At 61.7% G+C, this 18994-nt stretch carries 14 protein-coding genes and 2 pseudogenes; 3 read left to right on the top strand and 13 right to left on the bottom strand.

Annotated elements, in window-relative coordinates; all coding sequences use genetic code 11:
* Nucleotides 1-689: 689 nt before the first annotated feature.
* The gene (locus tag NKJ64_RS23285) at nt 690-2753 is read left to right on the top strand and encodes a carbamoyltransferase family protein (RefSeq protein ID WP_023685529.1); all 2064 of its coding nucleotides are present in this window, start codon (nt 690-692) and stop codon (nt 2751-2753) included.
* A gap of 644 nt (nt 2754-3397) precedes the next feature.
* Here the strand turns inward: NKJ64_RS23285 and NKJ64_RS23280 are convergent.
* Entirely contained in the window at nt 3398-4036 is a 639-nt protein-coding gene (locus NKJ64_RS23280; protein ID WP_023672382.1) for an FMN-binding negative transcriptional regulator, read from the bottom strand.
* A 49-nt stretch (nt 4037-4085) separates the two neighbouring features.
* Complete coding sequence (locus tag NKJ64_RS23275) at nt 4086-4730, bottom strand: helix-turn-helix domain-containing protein (RefSeq protein WP_031197303.1); 645 nt, start codon at nt 4728-4730, stop codon at nt 4086-4088.
* A gap of 89 nt (nt 4731-4819) precedes the next feature.
* Between NKJ64_RS23275 and NKJ64_RS23270 the strand changes: the two genes are divergently transcribed.
* Both NKJ64_RS23270 and NKJ64_RS23265 read left to right on the top strand, forming a co-directional pair.
* Nucleotides 4820-5965 carry a trans-sulfuration enzyme family protein gene (locus NKJ64_RS23270; protein ID WP_352463425.1) on the top strand — a complete coding sequence of 382 codons (1146 nt, stop codon included), beginning with the start codon at nt 4820-4822 and terminating at the stop codon, nt 5963-5965.
* Between the two features lie 548 nt (nt 5966-6513).
* Nucleotides 6514-8160 (top strand): MFS transporter, encoded by a 1647-nt coding sequence (locus NKJ64_RS23265; RefSeq protein ID WP_023704122.1) that lies wholly within the window; start codon nt 6514-6516, stop codon nt 8158-8160.
* Nucleotides 8161-8567: 407 nt separating this feature from the next.
* Here NKJ64_RS23265 and NKJ64_RS23260 read toward each other — a convergent pair.
* From NKJ64_RS23260 to NKJ64_RS23210, 11 genes and pseudogenes are all read right to left on the bottom strand, one after another.
* Nucleotides 8568-8962, bottom strand: a pseudogene (locus tag NKJ64_RS23260) (nodulation factor fucose acetyltransferase NolL); the annotation flags it as partial.
* A 1293-nt stretch (nt 8963-10255) separates the two neighbouring features.
* Nucleotides 10256-12223: a relaxase/mobilization nuclease RlxS gene (gene rlxS / locus NKJ64_RS23255; protein ID WP_023685536.1), complete on the bottom strand. Its 1968-nt coding sequence runs from the start codon at nt 12221-12223 to the stop codon at nt 10256-10258.
* A 187-nt stretch (nt 12224-12410) separates the two neighbouring features.
* Nucleotides 12411-13067, bottom strand: coding sequence for a lytic transglycosylase domain-containing protein (locus NKJ64_RS23250; RefSeq protein WP_348626517.1), 657 nt, complete (start codon nt 13065-13067; stop codon nt 12411-12413).
* Between the two features lie 17 nt (nt 13068-13084).
* The gene (locus NKJ64_RS23245) at nt 13085-13633 is read right to left on the bottom strand and encodes a S26 family signal peptidase (protein WP_023685538.1); all 549 of its coding nucleotides are present in this window, start codon (nt 13631-13633) and stop codon (nt 13085-13087) included.
* Entirely contained in the window at nt 13630-13899 is a 270-nt protein-coding gene (locus NKJ64_RS23240; protein WP_023672373.1) for a helix-turn-helix transcriptional regulator, read from the bottom strand. Before NKJ64_RS23240 ends, NKJ64_RS23245 begins: the two co-directional genes overlap by 4 nt.
* A 171-nt stretch (nt 13900-14070) precedes the next feature.
* Nucleotides 14071-14394 carry a DUF736 domain-containing protein gene (locus NKJ64_RS23235; protein ID WP_023672372.1) on the bottom strand — a complete coding sequence of 108 codons (324 nt, stop codon included), beginning with the start codon at nt 14392-14394 and terminating at the stop codon, nt 14071-14073.
* A gap of 41 nt (nt 14395-14435) precedes the next feature.
* Complete coding sequence (locus NKJ64_RS23230) at nt 14436-16331, bottom strand: hypothetical protein (RefSeq protein ID WP_352463424.1); 1896 nt, start codon at nt 16329-16331, stop codon at nt 14436-14438.
* Nucleotides 16274-16429 (bottom strand): hypothetical protein, encoded by a 156-nt coding sequence (locus NKJ64_RS23225; RefSeq protein ID WP_245263156.1) that lies wholly within the window; start codon nt 16427-16429, stop codon nt 16274-16276. Before NKJ64_RS23225 ends, NKJ64_RS23230 begins: the two co-directional genes overlap by 58 nt.
* A gap of 114 nt (nt 16430-16543) precedes the next feature.
* A pseudogene (locus NKJ64_RS23220) lies at nt 16544-16964 on the bottom strand (DUF2958 domain-containing protein).
* Between the two features lie 247 nt (nt 16965-17211).
* Nucleotides 17212-18174 (bottom strand): ArdC family protein, encoded by a 963-nt coding sequence (locus tag NKJ64_RS23215; protein ID WP_023697813.1) that lies wholly within the window; start codon nt 18172-18174, stop codon nt 17212-17214.
* A 538-nt stretch (nt 18175-18712) separates the two neighbouring features.
* Complete coding sequence (locus NKJ64_RS23210; protein WP_023708050.1) at nt 18713-18946, bottom strand: helix-turn-helix domain-containing protein; 234 nt, start codon at nt 18944-18946, stop codon at nt 18713-18715.
* Between the last annotated feature and the right edge of the window lie 48 nt (nt 18947-18994).

Below are 18994 nucleotides of genomic sequence, written 5' to 3'. Positions count from 1 at the left end.
CCGATACTCATCGTTTGGTTGGCAGAGCGCTTGGAATGCCATGCGCTTCACATCGGAGTAGCCATCCGGGAAGCCTGAAGCGCTTTGAAAAACGCATGTGCTGCGGCTGTTATTCATAGCGTGGATGACTTTGATCAAAACAATCGATTTCATCACTCTTCCGGAATCGTGCATGGACAAAAAAGAGCCTCACGCACCAATCACACGCTGCTCTAACGCGTGACGAAAGCTGCCTTAGGTATAATCCAAAGGAGAAAATCTTCGATGCGCCCTGACGTGCAGTGGAGGTCGTGCCGAGAAAGTGAGTTGCAACTGGCCGACAATGTCGGGCGGTGCGACCATGGTCGCTTCGGAGAATGAAATCGGGCCAGTTCACGGGGGCGGTACTGTTATTCGTCGACGGCCGCCCTTCCCAAGAACAGGCGGCATCGCAAGTTGGTTCTGCCGATGAAAACGACATCGCCGGATACATGTCAGCAGCCGCTCAGGATTGGATGATCCAGCCAAGCTCTCGGCGTGATGGCACTGTAGGCGTCACAGTCGAAGCATCTCATTGATCGTTTATGAGGCTTTCTTCGATGCCGCTGATGCCTGACGGGCGGTCGCAGCTGCAGGCGACAACACGCCTATTTAGTTCGAAACAGTCGAGGTAAGCCAATTTGGCTTCCCGTTACTATTTGGAGAAAGAAATGCTGTGCCTAGGAATCAGCGGCGGACTTGACCAAGTCCATGAAAACCGATTCGAGCGTCCGAACGCCTTTATGCACGATGGCGCCGCGGTGCTCGTCCGAGACGGAAAGGTGATAGCCGCCGTAGAAGAGGAACGCCTCAATCGAATCAAGCACTCGAACAAGCTGCCAAGTGGTTCGATTCAATACTGTCTCTCGACGGCGGGGGTTCAGCTCAGCGACATTGATCGTGTCGCGGTCTACGCCAGCGAGCCCTATGCCAACGCCATGCTTGAAGGTATGTCCGCTTCCCAACCGGACATTCTCTCCACTCCGTTGGATGCTAAAATGTTGGTGCAGAACCTGTTAGCGCGTGAGTTCGGCACTAAGTTGGACAGTTCGCGTATTTCATTCGTAGGTCATCATCAGGCGCACGCCGTGAGCGCCTTTGCAATGTCGGGCTTCGAACAAAGTCTCATTCTAGCGATTGATGGCTGTGGTGATTTCCTGTCGGGCCTTGTGGCGGTAGGGTCTGGCACAGAAATTACGCAAATCGAGGCTTTCCCGGAGGACAATTCTCTTGGGCTGTTTTATCTCGAGACGATCCGCTGTCTCGGCTACGGCATGTTCGACGAGTATAAGGTAATGGGACTCGCGCCCTATGGCGACCCCGCTCCCTATCGCGAGCTCTTCGAGCAGTTCTACGAGCTCTCCGCCAACGGTGGCTACCGTGTTCACCTCGACCGCATCGGTCCGGCGTTGCTCCGCAACATCGAGATCAGGCGAAAGGGAATGCCTTTCACCCAGCAGCATCGAGATGTGAGTGCGTCACTGCAGGAAGCGCTTGAGCGGATCGTGTTCCACATTCTCCGGCACCACCGTGAGGCCACCGGCATGAAGCGGTTGTGTCTGGCGGGAGGGGTAGCCCACAACTGCACGATGAACGGCAAGCTGCTGTATTCAGGGCTTTTCGAAGACATCTTCGTGCAACCCGCGTCTCACGACGCTGGCTGCGCATTGGGAGCTGCGCTGATAGTCTCTAACGAGATGGGCCGCCCCGCGCCGCGTGAGCGACTGCAGGAGGTCTATTGGGGTCCTGATCTCGGGAGCGACCGCGCCGTGGAACAGGAACTGAATGCATGGTCCGGACATCTCGAGGTTGAACGCTCTTATGACGTAGCGAGCAGTGCAGCCCACTGGATCACCAACGGCGCCGTGATCGGCTGGGTGCAGGGTCGTTCGGAGTTTGGGCCACGTGCGCTGGGCAACCGCAGCATTCTTGCCGACCCTCGGCCCGCTGCAAACAAGGACCGGATCAATGCCATGGTCAAGAAGCGCGAAGGCTATAGGCCTTTCGCACCATCTGTGCTGGAAGAGGATGCGAGCGAATTTTTCGACCTCCCGGACGGTAAGCACGAATTTCCATTCATGAATTTCGTCGTTCGCGTGCGTGACTCAAAGCGCGCCTTGTTGGGTGCCATTACGCACGTCGACGGTACGGCTCGGCTGCAAACAGTATCGCGCGATGCCAACCCAGCTTACTGGGAGGTCATCAATGCCTTCAAGAAGCGGACAGGCACTCCAATTCTGCTCAATACGTCCTTTAACAACAATGCTGAACCGATCGTGGATACGGTTGCAGACGCGATTGCCACATTTTTGACGACAGAGCTGGATGGACTTGTGGTCGGGCCCTTCCTGGTAAAAAAAAGGGCTGCAACGCTGCAGGATTGGACTGCGCTTGCGATTTCATTGCCTCCCTCAGTCTCCCTCCATCAAACCCGTGCTTACACAGCGCGAGATCATCAGGAGACTGTCTGCGAGATTATTCCGAACCACTCCAGCATTGACAGTGTGCGAATTTCAAACGACTTGTTTAATCTACTGATGCGGATCGAGGGCGAAGCCGTGTTGCGAGATCACCTCAATATGATTGAGCCGGATCAGGCCAGGCATGCAGCTCTAATGGAGGGCCTGCGAAGACTGTGGGAGCAGCGCCTGGTTCGGTTGCATCCCTCACAAGCTGGTCGGATGGATCATGCGTCCGATCAAACGCTGGACCAGCCCAATAGGCAATCAGCCTGATAGAGATGCACCTCAAGCTCGGCCAATCAAGGGTTTTTGTCGACCCCGCCTGCGAGCTCCCGCTGTGATTACGGGGTCGTCGCCTACGCGGCGGCGCCCACCAACATCTCCATCAGTCGCTTCGGCGACAAAGCCAATCATCTCCCGTAAGAGCAAGTGCTTTCGGGCAAGGTCTGCAGGTTCAAGGAGTTCGTTGAAGGCGCCGCCAGCTGGAGCTGCGTCGAGCGCATCATCGCGCATGGTCGAGCTCGGCGCCCAAGGGAAATCGCCCAATTCGACACGCGTGCGTTTGCGCCTCATTCAAAACCGCTGCGCGGGTGGTCGAGGTGAAATCGGAAGTCCGTCTGTGCCAGCCGACGACGTTCCCGCAGCGCATCCTGCACATCGCCCTCGATCGCATTCCTCAACTCGCGACATACGACGGGGCGCAGGCGCCGGAAACGAACCCGCCCACCGCAAGCTGCAAACTCCCGCCTGTCCTCACGACGGAGCAATCCTGTCGCCTGACCAGGCGCGTGGAAAAGCATCACAAGGGTGACCACAGCGTCGCTTCAGGCCGTCAAACGCTATTGCCGTGCGTCAAGGCGGACTAGGTGACCCGTCGGGAAGCCGGCACCAGCGGCTTTGTCGGGACAAGACACATGCTATTGGGATTTGACCGCCGCAGCCGCGAGCATCGCTTCTCCCATCGCAATGGCCCCTTGGGCACGCAGCATTTCGCCAGGGTTCTGAATGTCGCGCAACTCTTTGTTCTGGCTGAGTTTTGATTTTCCAACCAGGCCGGTGATCTCGATCTCCAGGGCGACGATTGCCCTGACCATCGTGTCGATGAAGTCCTTCGGCGCGTCGCCCATCTTCCATGGGACCGGCTGCGAGGCTTCTTGCATGTGAGTGAGCTTCGCCACGTTGCGGCGCACATACCGCTCATCATCCCGGACAGTGATGCGTCCGTGGGCATGGACGACGAGATAGTTCCAGGTCGGCACCTGCTTGTGGAATTCATGCTTGCTCGGATACCAGTTCGGCGAGATGTAAGCGTCGGCCTCACGGAAGATTACGAGAACCTCATCGCCATTGGCGACTTCCTCCCAGACTGGGTTCTTGCGAGCGACATGGCAATTGAGAACGCCCTTGTCTCCCTTCGAGCGGTCAAGCTCGAAAGGGAGGTGGTTCGCGTCCAGCGTGCCTTTGCTTTGGGTGACGAGGATACCGAGCGGGTGTCTCTCGATAAGGTCGAACAGGGCGTTCTGATCAGGGACGGCAAAATGAGGCGGAACGTACAACGGTTTATCTCCTGTCGCGAATGTGCGGTTGTTAGTAATCGGCGGGGCCTTACGGAACGTGCCCCTGAATCTTCGCTGCCGTCGACGAGTGCCCCGGATTTCGGTGTCCACCACGCTCAAGCACCGCCATCGTGAAGTGGGCGGGCACATCAGATGCCGCCGCATATGAGTGAGGTTGGTCAGTGACAAGCCGCGCACTCTCGCCTTCGCTTAAAATTTCCACGTGGGTACCTACCACAACGCTCAGGGCACCCTGACTGACCGAGATCAGCTCGCGCGTATCCGGACTATGAGCGTCCGCGGAAAACACGTCGCCCGGCATCATGACCCAGCTCCACAGTTCGAACATCGTGCGTCCCGAGGTCGACGAATGCAGTTGCGCAGAGCTTCCCTTGGCGCTCGTCCAAAGCCTCCTGGTCTCTGTCCGCTCGATGGGAAGGCGCACCGTGGAAGGGTGCTCGTTCAACAAATCGGCCACCGAGAGCGAAAACGCCGCCGCCAGCCGACACAGTATGCCGATACTGGGGTTTGCCCTAGCCTGCTCCAGCGCGACCACGGTTCCCTTCGATAGGCCACTTAGTTTAGCCAGGCGATCCAGGGTCAGGTTTTGGTCACGCCTCAAGTCTCGGATCCGGGCTGCTATCGCTTGCCCAAGCGCTTGCTCGGCATCAAACGCTTCCGTAACATTGGTCATTATATTGACTTGGGTCCTCGGCTCGCGTATTGCGGTCAGTATAGTGACCGGCACGAAATTGCAACTGCCCGTTAGGAAGGAAATAGCCGATGCGTTTTGAGACGAAGGCGATCCACTGCGGCCGAGGTGTCGACGCGTCCACGGGGGCCGTATCCATGCCGCTGCAGACCAGCACCACGTTCGAACGAGGCGCCAACGGGTCATTTCCGTCCGGCTTCGAATACACAAGGGATGGAAATCCGACACGCAATGCGTTCGAGGCGGCCATGGCGACGCTTGAGGGAGGGGGAGACGGCATCGCCTTCGCTTCGGGCATGGCCGCAATCGCTGCAGTTTTCGAGAGCCATCCGTCGGCGGGTCGGATCGTTCTGCCGGATGACATGTATTTCGGCATTCGTTCGCTGATCGAAGAGACCGACATTGGGTCTCGCTTCGACTTTGCCCCCGTCGACATGCGCGATTTGGACGCTTTGCGCGCCGCGGTGACATCGAAGCGGACTGGCCTCGTCTGGGTCGAGACGCCGTCAAACCCGATGATCCGCGTTGTCGACATTGCGGCCATCTGCGCAATCGCGCACGAGGCAGACGCGTTGGCGGTGGTGGACAATACGTGGGCCACCCCAGTGCTTCAACTGCCACTCGAAATCGGGGCAGACGCGGTGATGCACTCGGCGACAAAGTACATTGGCGGCCACTCGGATTTGATGGCCGGTGTCGTCATTGTCCCAAACGCGTCACCCCTCGGTCGCCCATTGCGGATGGTCCAGAAACACAAGGGCAGCGTCGCAGCGCCCTTCGACTGTTGGCTGGCGTTGCGGGGCCTGCAGACATTGCCGGTCCGCATGCGCGCCCATTGCGAAGGCGCCCAGAAAGTGGCCGAGGCCCTGGCGTCTCATCCGCGCGTCGAAAAAGTGCTCTTTCCTGGTTTGCAAACTGATCCGGGACACGATCTTGCTACGCGGCAAATGAGCCATTACGGAGCGATGCTATCCTTTATCGTCGAGGGCGGAGCCGATGCTGCAATGGCCGTGGCCGGCCGCCTGAAGATTGTTGTCCGGGCGACAAGCCTTGGCGGGACGCATTCTCTGATAGAGCATCGCGCATCCGTTGAAGGTGCGAAGTCCAAAGCGCCAGGCGGATTGCTGCGAATTTCTGTAGGGCTTGAACATCCTCAGGACATTATAGATGACCTGATGCAGGCCCTAGGCGAAACCTGCAAAGCGGGAGTCCAATGACGGGTGCAAGAACTCTGGCGCCGCTTTACGTGACGGCTGGCGCAGCCGACGATCGGCAGAACAATGTTCCTGCTGAGTAGAACGCACGTCCTCTGGTGAACCGCTACCGCCGTGTCGCATTGTCTCGGGCGTGGTGGTCGCCTGGGTGATGAACGTCTTCGGGTTTCCGGACGATGGCCACGCGCTCGACCGGATAGCGGAAATACCCAGATTTGCCGTTGACCTACTGCTGCTCGACCTCGCCGGAGATCGCGGTCAACAGATGGGATGGATGTGCTGGCACTACGGCAGTTTGACAAGCCGGCCATCGGGGCGCTAGCACCGTCCAAAGCCAAGAGTCGCAGGGCAGAACTGACCGCACCCAGCGGGCTGCGGGACCCATCAGCTAACGGCCAGGTTGGTACCTCAAGGCGCATCAGCACCATGGATGTCACATTGTCCCTGTTGCGAGCGCGATTTCGGAACTTCGTTGTGACGCAGTCTGTGCACAGAGCGCACCGCTGTAAGCAAATGAGCGGAAGAACGACACCCAGTGGAGGAGAGAAGTGATGCGGCGTCAAGATCCTCCGCGCTTTGCGGCAAACACACTGATCCCTCTTCACAACCCGGTCTTTCGTTCTATCTGGACAGCCACGCAGATATCCAGCCTTGGCTGGCTGGTGCAGAGCGTGGCTATAAGCTGGCTCATGGCGACGATTTCAGCCTCCGATCTAATGGTTGCGCTCGTACAGGCTGCATCGACACTGCCCGCGTTCTTCTTGTCGATCCTTGCTGGAGCCATTGCAGACAGCTTCAGCCGCCGCGGCGTGATGCTTGCCGGACACTGCCTTATCGCACTGGCATCCACGGCGCTGGCACTCGCTGTGGGACTGGGCTTTGTTAGTCCATGGCTGATCCTGGGACTGAGTTTCTTGGCCGGATGCGGCTTTGCCTTGAACGATCCAGCATGGCACGCGTCGGTAGGCGATATCCTGGAAAAGCGCGACATACCCGCCGCAGTGACGCTGATGTCGGTGGGCTACAACGTGGTTCGGAGCATAGGACCGGCGCTGGGCGGTGTAATCTTAGCTTTGCTAGGCCCCCTTACGGCTTTCGCCCTCGCTGCGCTGAGTGACCTGGTCCCGTTGAGCGCTGTTCTGCGCTCAAAGTGGCAAGTTCGCTTTTCGCCTCTTCCGCGCGAGCGGATGACTACGGCCATTCATGATGGCATGCGATTCACGGCAATATCCTCCGAGATCAGAGTGGCGATTGTGCGTGCAACCCTATTCGGGCTGTCAAGCATCTCGATCCTTGCTCTGCTCCCCCTCCTGGTTCGCGACCAGCTGGCGGGAGGGCCAATTGTTTACGGGGTGCTATTGGCTGGCTTCGGCACAGGCGCCTTCATAGCCGGCATTGGCAGCAGCTACTTGAGACGCATTACGTCCCAGAACCGATTGATCACGCTCGCATCCGTTGCTTGCGCAACGTGTTGCCTTTTGATGGCCCTCACATCGTCGGTGGCTGTGGCGGCGATCGCGCTTGCAATCGGTGGCGCTGGCTGGGTTGTCACCTGGACCGGAACCGACGTGTGTGTGCAGTTGGCAAGCCCAAGGTGGGTCGTTGGTCGGACCCTGTCCATCTATTACGCCCTGACCTACGGCGGCATGGCAGCGGGCAGCTGGATCTGGGGTGCTGTCGCGCAGTACTATTCGCTGACGTGGGCTTTGGAAGGTGCTGCAGCGGCACTGTTGCTGGTCGCGGCTGTGGGAAAGCTATTGCCAGTGCGGCTATGGGAGGAATCGGATCAAGCGGCCGTCGACTTCAGGCCACCAGAACTGGCCCTCCCTTTGAAGCCCAGGAGCGGTCCGATCGTGATCAAGGTGGAGTACTCGATACCCGAGGAGAGTATCGATGAATTTCTGAGTTGCATGCGCGAAAGGCGGCGCGTTCAGAGCCGCGCCGGTGCGCGGGACTGGACCCTCCAGCGCGACCTTCAGAAGTCGACGCTTTGGACCGAGACATTCCGCACGCCGACATGGACGGACTATCTTCGTCTAAACCATCGGCTAACGGTGAATGACAGGGAGGTAGGCGAGCGCCTTGCCGCTCTGCACATGGGTGATTCTCCGCCTCGCATCTCACTTTCAATCGAGCGGTCGACAAGCCCCGCCCCCGGCAGCCAAGTCCAGCCTGTGCCTTTTGTATCGCGCCCGTGAGAAAACCAAGACTTGTCTGGGCTTGGACACGGAACGAGCTACTCCTTAATTTGTCGAGCCTGCCCGGATTGCAAATCGTTCCGGCCGGTTAGGCGAGCATGAGGATTCGCGCGGCAATTATGTCAATCACGGGTCCCATGTTCAGCCCGCCCCCCTCTGCCGCCAGATCGGCTTGAGCACGGATTCAGGTCGCCTGTCCTTTGCATAGCGGCGGGCAACGAATAGCAAGGGGGCGGAGGGTATCCCCGTCTGCGAAGCGGGCGGAGGAGGAATCCGCAAGGCGGGTTGCTGGGGAGAGGGGCCGCGCGCCTCTTTCCGCCTCACTTAGAAAACGTGCGGCCAAGCACGTTCATGTCGGCCGTGGGCGGCCGCAACAATTGCCTACAAGGCGCAAGCGTCGTCACATATTAAGCGTAGCCGCGCGACAACCATCCGTGGTCACGCGCAATCCTGCGAATTGTCAAGCGGAGACAACGATCGCGGCACCAAGCAAAGTGGCGAACCCGATTCTGCTCGGGAGATCCCAAAGCTCTCCGAACCCTATTAGATCCATGAAGCGAAACACGGCGCCCTGAAGCAGGTAAAGCAGCAGTGTGCTCTGACCAAGCTCCACCGCAACAAAGCGAGCTACGCGAGTTGAATGGCCAACTCTCCAGCATAGGAACATAAGCTGCATTGTGACTGCAGAAGTTGCTACGGAGCCAATGAACATCAGCAACACTTGTCTCGCCGACTCTCCATCGTAGATCGAAACGAGATTGTTGTAGACGTAAGTCTCCCTTCCCCAAACAAGAAAGCACACTCACGGCGTGCCGAGCAGCTTGGCCAAGGAGCCGCACTGGGGCCTCCGGAGTGAGTGTTATCGCTCAAGCAGCCACGTCGGCGCGGCCTAAAATCTTCGATGAGCGCGTCAGGAGAGCGTCGATCTCCACATTTCTTCCAGGAGATCGTCCCCACATCATCATGGCCACGGCTCTAACGGGCTGGTGCCCTCCCTTTCCCGTTTTTTGTCTCGATGCTCGGTTGCGCCGCCCGCCGGGGCAAGGCAAAAAAATCGTCGAGGCTGAGCCCCCACTGCGGCTTCGGCGAAATATTCATCCACGGGTTTGCATCACCGCGGGCAGCGGGCGAGTTCGTCGATAGGAGTGCGGATGGAAGTAGGCGATGCACATCGTCACCAGCGGCTCAGATTGTGTGAGGTCCACGGCTCGCTGGTTTCCGCCGACGACGGCGCGGACGGCATCGGTATGCGCAGAGCGGTCCGTCGGCTTGGCGTCAGTTTCGGGGCAAGGGGCTATTGCTGGTCGCGCGGCGCTGAGTTGGGCGGAAGGATCGACGGCGCAACCCGGGGCTCCCGCGCGACGAGCAGGTTTTTTTCCCGGTCTGACCTGGCCTCGACTCCAGATGTCGCGATGACCGACGTGGCCGGCGCGATTGAACGGGTCTCATGCCCAAAGCTGCCTCGGTGCCCAGTAGCGGCACCGCATGACCCACCCGGCGCTGCTCGAAGTAAACCGCGGCCAGCCAACATCCGAAGGTGCGCCAGACCCGATGTCGCGGCGGCCTTATGGCTCCGGCGCCGTGCCGCGGCAGAAAGCTGCCGATCTCGTCTGGCATGGTCGCTGACCGCATCGTCACCCGGGCCATCGCAGCGACTTTTCTCCGTTACAAAGTCCCCGCGGGACGGACTGCCAGTTCACGCCAGGGCCAACAGCACCCGCAGGGGCGACCGCCGCGTCTGCCGGTCCTGCGAGTAGAATAAGATCGGGAAGTGCGGCTTCATCCTCGATGCCAGAGCTCGCTTCGCCGTACCGCGGCCGCCATAGCCCCTTGCGCTATCACGAGTCAGCCCACCTTTCTAGCTGGCAGCCATCGGGAGCCGATCCGCAACCACAGGGCGGCACCTGTCGGCCCGGCCCGGCTTCCGTGTCAACGCAGAACATGATGCATATTCCCAGCGCTTTTTGACAGAGCGAACTACAAAATGCAGAACACTGACTCTCCGCCAAATGAATGCTGCGAGCAAGCAGCAGGCGGAGGAACTCCGTCTGGGCTGAGTACCTGTTTCAACGTGGACAAATAAATTGTAGCCAGTTCACGAAACGCCAGGCCCGCTCCTCTGCCGTCCGATCGTCCAGGAAATCCCCTCGGCGCGCGCCACGCCAGACACCTCCTTGCCGATATGATGCTCAAGCACCGGCCGCCAGGGCACCAGCGTGAACTCGCGCGATTTCTCGATGACAGCGTATTTTCCGCCGGCGAGCTCGACGCAGCCGCGCAGCGTACCGTCTATTCGATTGCCATGCTGCGCTTCAGAATACGAGAGCCCGAGTTCGTCCGAGAGCTGACTGGCAACACGGTTCAGCTCTCGTTGGCGCAGCATTGAAAGCATGTTGGCGCGATAGATGACCCGATCCTGCGCATCATGGGCAAGACCTTGCGCGATCAGCCACTGCTGTCGGCGGGCCTGGACCTGACGTACTTCTCGACCGAAGCCAGAGTCGCGCAAGGACTCAGGGTGGGCTGATACCAGCTCCTGGTCGATCCAGGTGGCGCCGTCAAAGCCTACTTGGCTCTCCAGCGGCATTGATGAGAGCTTTTCGACGACAACAGGCTGGGCCCTCGCTCGTTGACGCTCGTAATCCGCGACGCGGTTGAGATGGTCGGGCGCGACTGTCCATGTGCCGTCCGGCTCGCGCTCGACGCCACCGGTCGCACGGCGGATCGCCTCCAGTCGCCGCACGTGCGTTTCGGCAAAGCGTTCGGTGGCCGAGGGGTCATGCTTGAGATGGATATCGATGCTGTAGCGCCCGTCGTTGACCGTGGCGATGCCGGCAATTGTGCGGTCGACTTTTCTTGGCCCGGTGTCCCTCGGCCTGATCCGCACTATGCAGCCTTCTGGTGTCGGTTGGGTGGCCTCGCCTTTGCCGATATCAAAATAGTGGCTTTTGCCGTCCACGCCGTCGACGACGAGGTAATGGCGGTCAGTGATTTCGTCGGCCAGCCCGCGCCCGACGACACGTCCGACCACGGTTTGGGCCGACCCGTCGGATCGATCGTGGATAAGATAGTCGGCGGCACTGCGGACGAGCCCCTTGCCGGTCAGCTCGCGATGGATGGTCTTGACAATGTCGCCGCGCTCGCCGATGCGGCGTAGCGTGGCTTCGAGCTCATCCTCCAGGCGCCAGCGACCCGAAGGCATCTCCTCGGCAAGGCCCATCCGCTCGAGCTTGCGCAGGCGGCCCTGGTGCAGCGTCTGGCGAAAGGTGTCTCGGCTGGCTGGTGAGACATGCCCCTCGTCGCGCATGCGCATCAGCTGCCGGTCGATGCTGGTGAAGCGTTCCTGCTCCATCTCCTGGCGCAAGCGCTGCTCGATCTCGCGGTCGGTGCGCGGGCCAAGGTCGAGGCTAACCAGTTCGGCTGCGCGCTCGCGCAGGCCAGAGGAGATGTAGTCCCGCGCGATGACGAGGTTTTCGCCGTGATCGTCCCTGCCGCGCACGATGATGTGGGTGTGAGGATGGCCGGTGTTGAAATGGTCGACGGCCACCCAGTCTAGCCTGGTGCCGAGGTCTTCTTCCATTTGCGCCATGAGGCGCCGGGTGAGCAGCTTCAGGTCATCATACTCGATACCGTCTTCAGGGGCGACGATGAAGCGGAACTGATGACGGTCACCGTTCGCGCGATCGAGAAAGGCCCTGCCGTCCGCGTGGTCTTTGTCGGCAGCGTAGAGCTCGCCACGCTCGCCTTCCCGGGTGACGCCGTCGCGCTGGAGGTAGCGGAGGTGCGCACGTGCTCCGTCGACTCCCTTGCCGGCCAGCTTGACGATGCGTGCCTTGACGACTGCGCGCCGCTGCCGAAAGGCCGCGTGGCGGTCGCGTGCTCTAAGAACGGCGGCAGCAGCCCCGCCGCGCCCCACCCGGCTTCCGATGAAGCGGCTGCCGCGTCCGCTCCTGCCGCCTGCTCGGTTGACCGCGGCCTGGACCTGGCCAGCGTAGCGTTTGCCCGCCTTCGAGCCGCGCGAGCCAATTTTGCCGAGCCTCGGCGTGAATTCGTCATCCTGCATGCGGCCTCCGATGAACCAGCAGCAAAATCAGAGGCTTGCGCGCCAGACCCTCCTGGACCCGCAGGCAACCTCCCGGGAAAACGATGTGCAGACAAACACTTCGCCGCCTCAGGAGGCGATGCCTTTATCTTGCCTTCCGCGGACCTGCCTCCCTGCCCCCCCGCCCGAACCGCGGTAGCCGCTGCCCTCACCTGCGATCCGGCCGGCCTGACCTTGCTCGCTCCGATCCGAGCGGCACCAGGAGTTGGCCATTCGGGCCGGTCACGGAAACACCGTTTCGGAGGAAAAACAGCGACTGCCCGGAAGGGATTCCCGGCGCGCTTTTGGAACGGGATTTGTCGGTGAGCGCGTCCATATCAGCGGCCGAAATGCCCGCCGCCTTGACCTCTTCCAGATACGAAACCGTCTCGCTGGGCAGTGGCCGCCCACGCTGCAAATGCTGTTCGTAGCGCTCCGGCCCGGCGTTATAGGCTGCAAACAGGCCTGGAAATCCGAAGCGGTCATACATGGCGCGCAGATAGGCAGTGCCTGCCAGAATGTTGTCGCGAGGGTCGTGCGGGGCGGCTCCCAGGCCAAGCTCTGCGCGCAACTCCTCGTAGGTGCCTGGCATCACCTGCATCAGGCCAATGGCACCGGCGCTCGACGTGACCGGCCGTCCATTGAGCCTTGTCTGCCCCCGGCTTTCGGCATCCATGACGGCATAAATCCAAGTCTGTGGAATGCTGAAACGCCGGCTTGCTTCGGCTACGAAGGGCTGCCATCTTGCAAGCTGCGGACTATGGGAGATGACGACCGGCTTCGTGTTGGTCGCCGCGGAACAGGAGCATGGTGCGAGAGACACCATGCCCAGCATCAGGAGGGTCACTCGGTCCATAGCGGCACGAGCCTCCCGATGATATTTTCGGTCGGCACCGGCCCGAAATAGCGGCTGTCGAACGAGCGATTTTCGTCGCTGCCGAGTAGGAAAACCTCGGCAGCGGCGAGCTTTCGGCAGGCATTCCACGAAGGCAGCGGACGGTGCTGCGTGTCGGTTGCAAGCCGGCGCGCGACAATCTCGCCGCCGATGATGATGGCGTCGCCGAAGGCGCAGACGTGCTCGCCAGCCAGCGCGGCAAGGTGCTTGACCAGCGGCACGTTGCTGGGCAGATAGAAGCGTTCGGCGGCCAGATCGACGACCGGTTTTGGCGGGCGGACGAGTACGAGATCACCAAGAGCCGGCGATCCGGACGCGACGCGATAGAGGCCGACCGGCGCACTCGCCGAGGCGTTCCAGACCAGCCAGGGCGATGGTTTGCCGAAGGCGGCGAAGCCGATCAGGGCAAGGCCCATCGTGGCCATGGCGATCGTCTTGCGCGCCCGAATGCGCCGCAGATGGCTGCCGATCAGATGGATGGTGGGACGCCGGCTCATGAGCGGCCTCCCTCGCCGGCCGAGCCGGAATCGTGCCCGCCGTCCTCGGGCCCGGTCTCCTGCGCGTGCCCCTTCGACCAATCGTCGAGTTCGTCGATGTGATAGCGGACATAGCGGCCGTGCTTGCGGAATTGCGGGCCGCCGCCTTTGAGGCGCATCTTCTCCAGCGTGCGCTGGGACAGCCCGATATAGAAGGCCGCTTGCGCGGTATTGAGAAACGGACTGCCCTTCTTGGCGCGGGCTGCGCGTTCGTTTTCGTCGTCCATGATGATCCTCGTTTCGCTACGGACAAGCGAAGGCGAGGATCGGCGAGCGAGATCGTTTTGGGGACGGGCGAAGAGTGGGGGGCGAGTTTTCGCCGCCCCCTTCGGCGGCCTCACGGGTCCTGAGAGAGGACCCCGCGCCGGTGGCGGCGCGGGGCTTTCCGGATCGGCCGGTTAGTCGACCGGGTTCCAGATGATGGCGTAAGTGTCGTCGTCATCCTGGCCGGCGGCGCGGCCGAGATTGGCGTAGAGCTTGCGGGGGCCAAACTCGGGGGCGGCAATCGACAGGCTCACATAGTCCTTGCCGGAGGTCTCGCCGGTGCGGATCCAGCCCGCACCCACTTCGACCCCTTGCGTCAGCACCCGGAAGTCGGGATGGGTGTCGGCGCTCTTTGCCTGATTGGGCACGATATCGATGTCGGCGCGGACGCTGAGCGTCTTGAGCTGGCCCTTGTAGCCGCCGTTTTCCTGTTTGGTGACGTATCCGATCGCGGTCATTTCCAGTCTCCTCTTGGTGCTCGCAAGGGACCATTCCCCTGCTATGGCGGACCGTGATGGGCGCGTCCGGACCGCCGGAACCGGGACGGCCGCAGCGATAGCGGAGGACCCGCGCGGGCAGCTTTTTTGAAGCGAAGCGGCGCGAGGAAGCCGCCGCAGGCGGCGGGGAAAAAAGCTGCCGGCGAGGGTTTCGGGCGGGCCTGATCCGCCCATAGGTCGACAAGCCAGCCGCAGGAAATGGTCCCCGAGACACAATGGAGACAGGTGGCGCGATCGGTGACACAAGAAGCCGGCCGCAATGCAGAGCGCCGGCTGCGCGGGCTCTGTCGGCAACCGGATCGGACAATTGGCCCGATGGGCCTTTGGCGCCTCAGCAAGCAACCCGGCGCGGTGCGGGGCTGCCGAAATGGGGCGAACTGGCGTCGGAATTTCTCGCGCGCGGCACTGGCTCGACAAGACGCCCAATCGGCAGCCGGCGTGGCCCGTAGCGGCGCGCGCGACCTGAGCGGCGGTAATCGAGAGAACCGCCGCTCGGGCCCTGATCGACTATTCGCGCACGAACAGCGGCTGCACTTGTGTCCACTGATCGGCGGTGCGGAGCCGCTGCGGCTGGTGTAGCAGCTTTCGGCCGGGAATTTCATCCAGCGCGGCAGCCAGGTCTCGACCCAGGGGCGGCCATTCTCGCCCGCCAGGAAGTCGCGGATGATGTTCTTTTGCGTCTTGACCTTCTCGGCGACATTGCCGTCCGCGACCAGCTTACCGCCGACGTCGGCCAGCATCGAATTGGCGATTTCCTTGTCGCGCAAGAGGTCGAAGAAGGCATCGTCCGGTTGCCACCATATGCCAATGTCGACGTTCAGGTGGTTGCCGAGCGCCTCGACGACGGCGCTGCCGGCTGCAAGCGTCTCGGCCATGACAAGGGTGAGAACGCGCATGACATCGTCGTCGCAGAGCGCCAAGAGGCGCGCGAACACGCCGGCGATAGCAACGGCGTCGCCATTGCCGCCGGCGACCAAGCTATCCTCATCCGGTGATCCGAGCAGGGCCAATACCTCGCGCCGCTTTTTGCCGAATGCGGCTTCAGCCTTGCAGCCGGCAAGGCTGGCAGTCACCGTCTCGTTGGCTGCGCGCTGCGGCTCAGGCCGCACCTGCCACAGGCCCGAACCGGTGATGGCGTGCGCCACCACGAGGCGCAGCGCCACGGCGGGATGGTCGAGCATGGCCGCGCGCACGGCGGCATGGCGATGCAGATCGATATAGTTGTGCATCGGGCCGGTGACTTCGGGGCGCGGCAGCTTGGCGGCTGTTTCTTCTTGCTCGCCGCCCTCGCGGGCGCGGCGGGCTTCCTTTGCGTGACAGCCAGCCCTCGTGACACTCGACCTCACCGCGATGCGAGACAGTGATGATGATCTTGCCGCCCTTCTTCTTCGGGGTCTTCTCGTGGTCCCATGCGTGGAAATACTGGCCCGGTTCCAGCGCACAACCTCGCTCCAGCCCTCGTTGAGATAGGTGTCGCGTTTGGTGGCAATCGCTTCGTTCTGCTTTTGCCAGAACAGGTCGGCATCGGCGAAATAGCTGTCCTCGCCGAACAGGTCCGAGGTGATCAGGCCGGGATACTCCTCGATGGCAAACAGTGCCACCTTGGTGGAAATCGACTGGCCGCCGAACAGCCATTGCTTCAATTGATAGCCACGCGGCGCGTATTGATCGGGATCGGCACAGAGTGCCAGCCAGTCCTTCTGCTGCGCCTTGGAAGACATGGTGAGATGGCGCACCGGCTCGGTGTCGATCTCCTCGCGCGGATAGGCTTCGCGGATTTTGGGCAAGAGGTCGCCAAGCGCCAGAATGCGTTTGACCTTGAGATCAGTGATGCCGAAGGTCACAGCGATGTCGAGAACGGTGCGGCCTTGCCTGACAAGCCGCGAAACGTCTCCCATTGCCATACTTCGTCAGGATCGAGGCGGGCGAGGTTTTCGATCAGAGAAGCTTCCAGCGCATCGGCGTCGTCACCGTCCTCCATGATGGCGCAGGGCAAGGGATCGCCTTCACCGCGCTCGTCGGCAAGCGATTTCGCGGCGAAATAGCGCCGCCTGCCGGGTTGTCCCCGCCGCGGAGGCCGAAGGCCGCCGCGGCGGGACGGTTTTTGCGCCTATCGGCGCTGCTGTTCCGCCGTGTCGGGCGGAAGCTCGGAATGGGGCTTTGATAGGGCGTCTGCTGCCTGCCGCAGCAGTCGCTCGGCCTCGGTGACGTGGCCGCAAAATGCGGGCGGCTTCGGCATGGACGGAGATCGGAAAGCGCGCCTGGAAATGCAGGTCGCGCTCTATGCCGAGGCCAAGCGGCCCTTTTACGGATGCAAGCTCGGCCAGACTGACGCTGCCAAGTTCGGGGAAGCCGAAGCCGAGATCGCAAAGACCGAACAGCGTGTCGCCATCGGCGTCGAGTTCGCTCAGAAGCGAGGTCGCGGCACCTGTCGGATCAAACAGTTTCACAACGGGAAAATGGTCGATGTCGGCGCCGGCGGCGCCATGGGCGAGCAGTCGTGCGCGCAGTGGATTGGTGATCAGGATCATGGAAAGACTCCTTGTCAGAACGGGTCGCGTTGACTTCTTGCGTCCGGCGGGAGAAAGGTTCACCGGACCTTCCTCTGATCCGCCTCCCCATTAGAGACCGACCTCGAGCAGCTTTGCGCCGCGCGCGGACACATCGGCGCGTCCATCAGGAGGGTTTGCCCGCGTGGTGATCGGCTGGACGCCGGGAATGAGCGTCTGCTCCTTTGCGGCGTCGGCTCGGTCGCGGTCAGTTGAGGATCGCGCATCGTCATGCCGCAATCCCTTCTTGCGCCTCGCCTTCCGCATCGGCCGGAAGGCCAAACAGGAAATCAGCGGCCTTTGAAGCTAGGCTGGCGGCACGGAATATAGCGCGGTTGTCCTCGCGCAGCACCTTCAGCCATGAGCCGATGTAATCGGCGTGACGCACGGTCGGCTCGATGCCGAGATTGCTGCAGACGAAGGCGGCAGTGATTTCGGCGACCAATTCTTCACGCGCGTAGGCCTTGGAGCCGAACGAGCCGGAGAGGTCGCGAGCAAGCCGCGTCGGGTGGCCGGTCCAGTGGCCTAGCTCGTGAAAGCAGGTCCGGTAATAGTCGATCTGCTGATGGAACGCTGGCTGCGGCGGCACCTGAATGTGGTCGCTGCACGGCATGTAGAAAGCGCGATCGCCGCCGACCCTGAAATCCGCACCGCTGGCGAGAATGAGCGTCTCGGCCTGCGGCACGATCTCGCACTGTGGCAGCGGCTCGGCAGGGGCATGGAGGTGTTCCGGAAGATTGTCGCATTGCGCGACATTGAAGACGGTAAAGCGCTTCAGAAAAGGCACGGCCTGTGGTGCATCGCCCTCGTGGCGTGCGCGCTCCTTCTCGTTCTTTGGGACAAAGCGGTCGGCATGCACGATCGTCGTGCCGCGCTCGCCCTTCCTGACATTGCCGCCCAGGGCAAGCGCCTGCCGGAAGGTCAGCCAATTCTGGCTGGGATAGCTGCGCTCGATGACGGCGCCCCACAGGATGAGGATATTGATGCCGGAATAGGTGCGCCCCGTGGACGCATTCCTCGGCAGGCCGAGGCCTGCTTTTGCGCTGCCCCATGGCTTGACCCATGGCACGGTGCCGCGCTCCAGCTCGGCAATGATGCGGTCGGTGATCTCCTGATAGAGGCTTGCGCCTGGGCGCCTGCCCTTGCCTGCGCCAGCCTCTCCGCTGGTGGTACGCTTGCTGTTTGCACGCATGTGTTATCCTCCGCTCGCCAATCGCCGCGCCTTTCCCCGGAAGCGGGGTGGGCGGCGAGTCGCGACCGGAAAGGCCCGCCGTGGTAGGCGGACCGCATCCGAAGGACCGGAACGAAGAGGAGGACCCTGAGCGGCACGCGAAGGGTTGCGGGCTGCCGCGGCGGGTCTAGAAGGGAGTGCCGCCCGCCCCGCGCCACCGGGAAAGGCCAACAGACAAACCGCGCCGCCCGCAAGGGCGGCGGCCGTCACAGCCCGAAGGGCTGCCCACGCCAAGGGGCGAAGCCGAATGGCCGAGACCGCCTGAGCTTGCCGAAGAAAAGCGGGCTCGGTTCACGAGCACCTGGTGCGCGTCGTCAGGCGCGCGGGCGCCCGCCAAGTTTTTTCGCACATGGTCAGGCGCCGCAGTTACGTCGAGAACCAAAAGGCATCGGCGCCGTGCGCGCGGCTTCCTCCGAAACCAGCGCTCGCCTTTCAACAAATTGAGGCGTTGTCCCACTCAATATTCCTGTCCGTGATCATGATAGATGCGGCGCGCCCGCTAGGACCGGAGGCTGGAGAGAATCTCGCACGGATCAGCGTCAAGGGCCGCAGTTATGTCGAGAAACTCGATGACATCGAGACGCCGCTCTGCGCCCTCGTACTTGGCCACGAAGGATTGGGGACGACCAAGCTTGTCAGCCAGCTGCTTCTGGGTCAGGCCTTTGGCCTTGCGCAGCAAAACCAGCCGGGCCAGGAACCGCTGGTGGCGGGGCGATCGAAGGGATTTGGGCATGGAGGCGAACCGGTCGGGTAAAGACCGGATCAGCGACTAATCCCGGTT

The sequence above is a fragment of the Mesorhizobium sp. M0062 genome (genome assembly GCF_040323125.1).
In the GTDB taxonomy this organism is placed as follows: domain Bacteria; phylum Pseudomonadota; class Alphaproteobacteria; order Rhizobiales; family Rhizobiaceae; genus Mesorhizobium.
The sequence above is the reverse complement of the archived record's forward strand: the minus strand, read 5'-3'. Positions and strand labels throughout refer to the sequence as shown.

What these genes read in the sequence shown, in the direction of transcription:
- NKJ64_RS23285 (WP_023685529.1), top strand. Translation starts at nt 690, where the DNA reads ATGCTGTGCCTAGGAATCAGCGGCGGACTTGACCAAGTCCATGAAAAC.
- NKJ64_RS23275 (WP_031197303.1), bottom strand. Translation starts at nt 4,730, where the DNA reads ATGACCAATGTTACGGAAGCGTTTGATGCCGAGCAAGCGCTTGGGCAA.
- NKJ64_RS23270 (WP_352463425.1), top strand. Translation starts at nt 4,820, where the DNA reads ATGCGTTTTGAGACGAAGGCGATCCACTGCGGCCGAGGTGTCGACGCG.
- NKJ64_RS23265 (WP_023704122.1), top strand. Translation starts at nt 6,514, where the DNA reads ATGCGGCGTCAAGATCCTCCGCGCTTTGCGGCAAACACACTGATCCCT.
- rlxS (WP_023685536.1), bottom strand. Translation starts at nt 12,223, where the DNA reads ATGCAGGATGACGAATTCACGCCGAGGCTCGGCAAAATTGGCTCGCGC.
- NKJ64_RS23250 (WP_348626517.1), bottom strand. Translation starts at nt 13,067, where the DNA reads ATGGTGTCTCTCGCACCATGCTCCTGTTCCGCGGCGACCAACACGAAG.
- NKJ64_RS23245 (WP_023685538.1), bottom strand. Translation starts at nt 13,633, where the DNA reads ATGAGCCGGCGTCCCACCATCCATCTGATCGGCAGCCATCTGCGGCGC.
- NKJ64_RS23240 (WP_023672373.1), bottom strand. Translation starts at nt 13,899, where the DNA reads ATGGACGACGAAAACGAACGCGCAGCCCGCGCCAAGAAGGGCAGTCCG.
- NKJ64_RS23235 (WP_023672372.1), bottom strand. Translation starts at nt 14,394, where the DNA reads ATGACCGCGATCGGATACGTCACCAAACAGGAAAACGGCGGCTACAAG.
- NKJ64_RS23230 (WP_352463424.1), bottom strand. Translation starts at nt 16,331, where the DNA reads ATGGGAGACGTTTCGCGGCTTGTCAGGCAAGGCCGCACCGTTCTCGAC.
- NKJ64_RS23215 (WP_023697813.1), bottom strand. Translation starts at nt 18,174, where the DNA reads ATGCGTGCAAACAGCAAGCGTACCACCAGCGGAGAGGCTGGCGCAGGC.
- NKJ64_RS23210 (WP_023708050.1), bottom strand. Translation starts at nt 18,946, where the DNA reads ATGCCCAAATCCCTTCGATCGCCCCGCCACCAGCGGTTCCTGGCCCGG.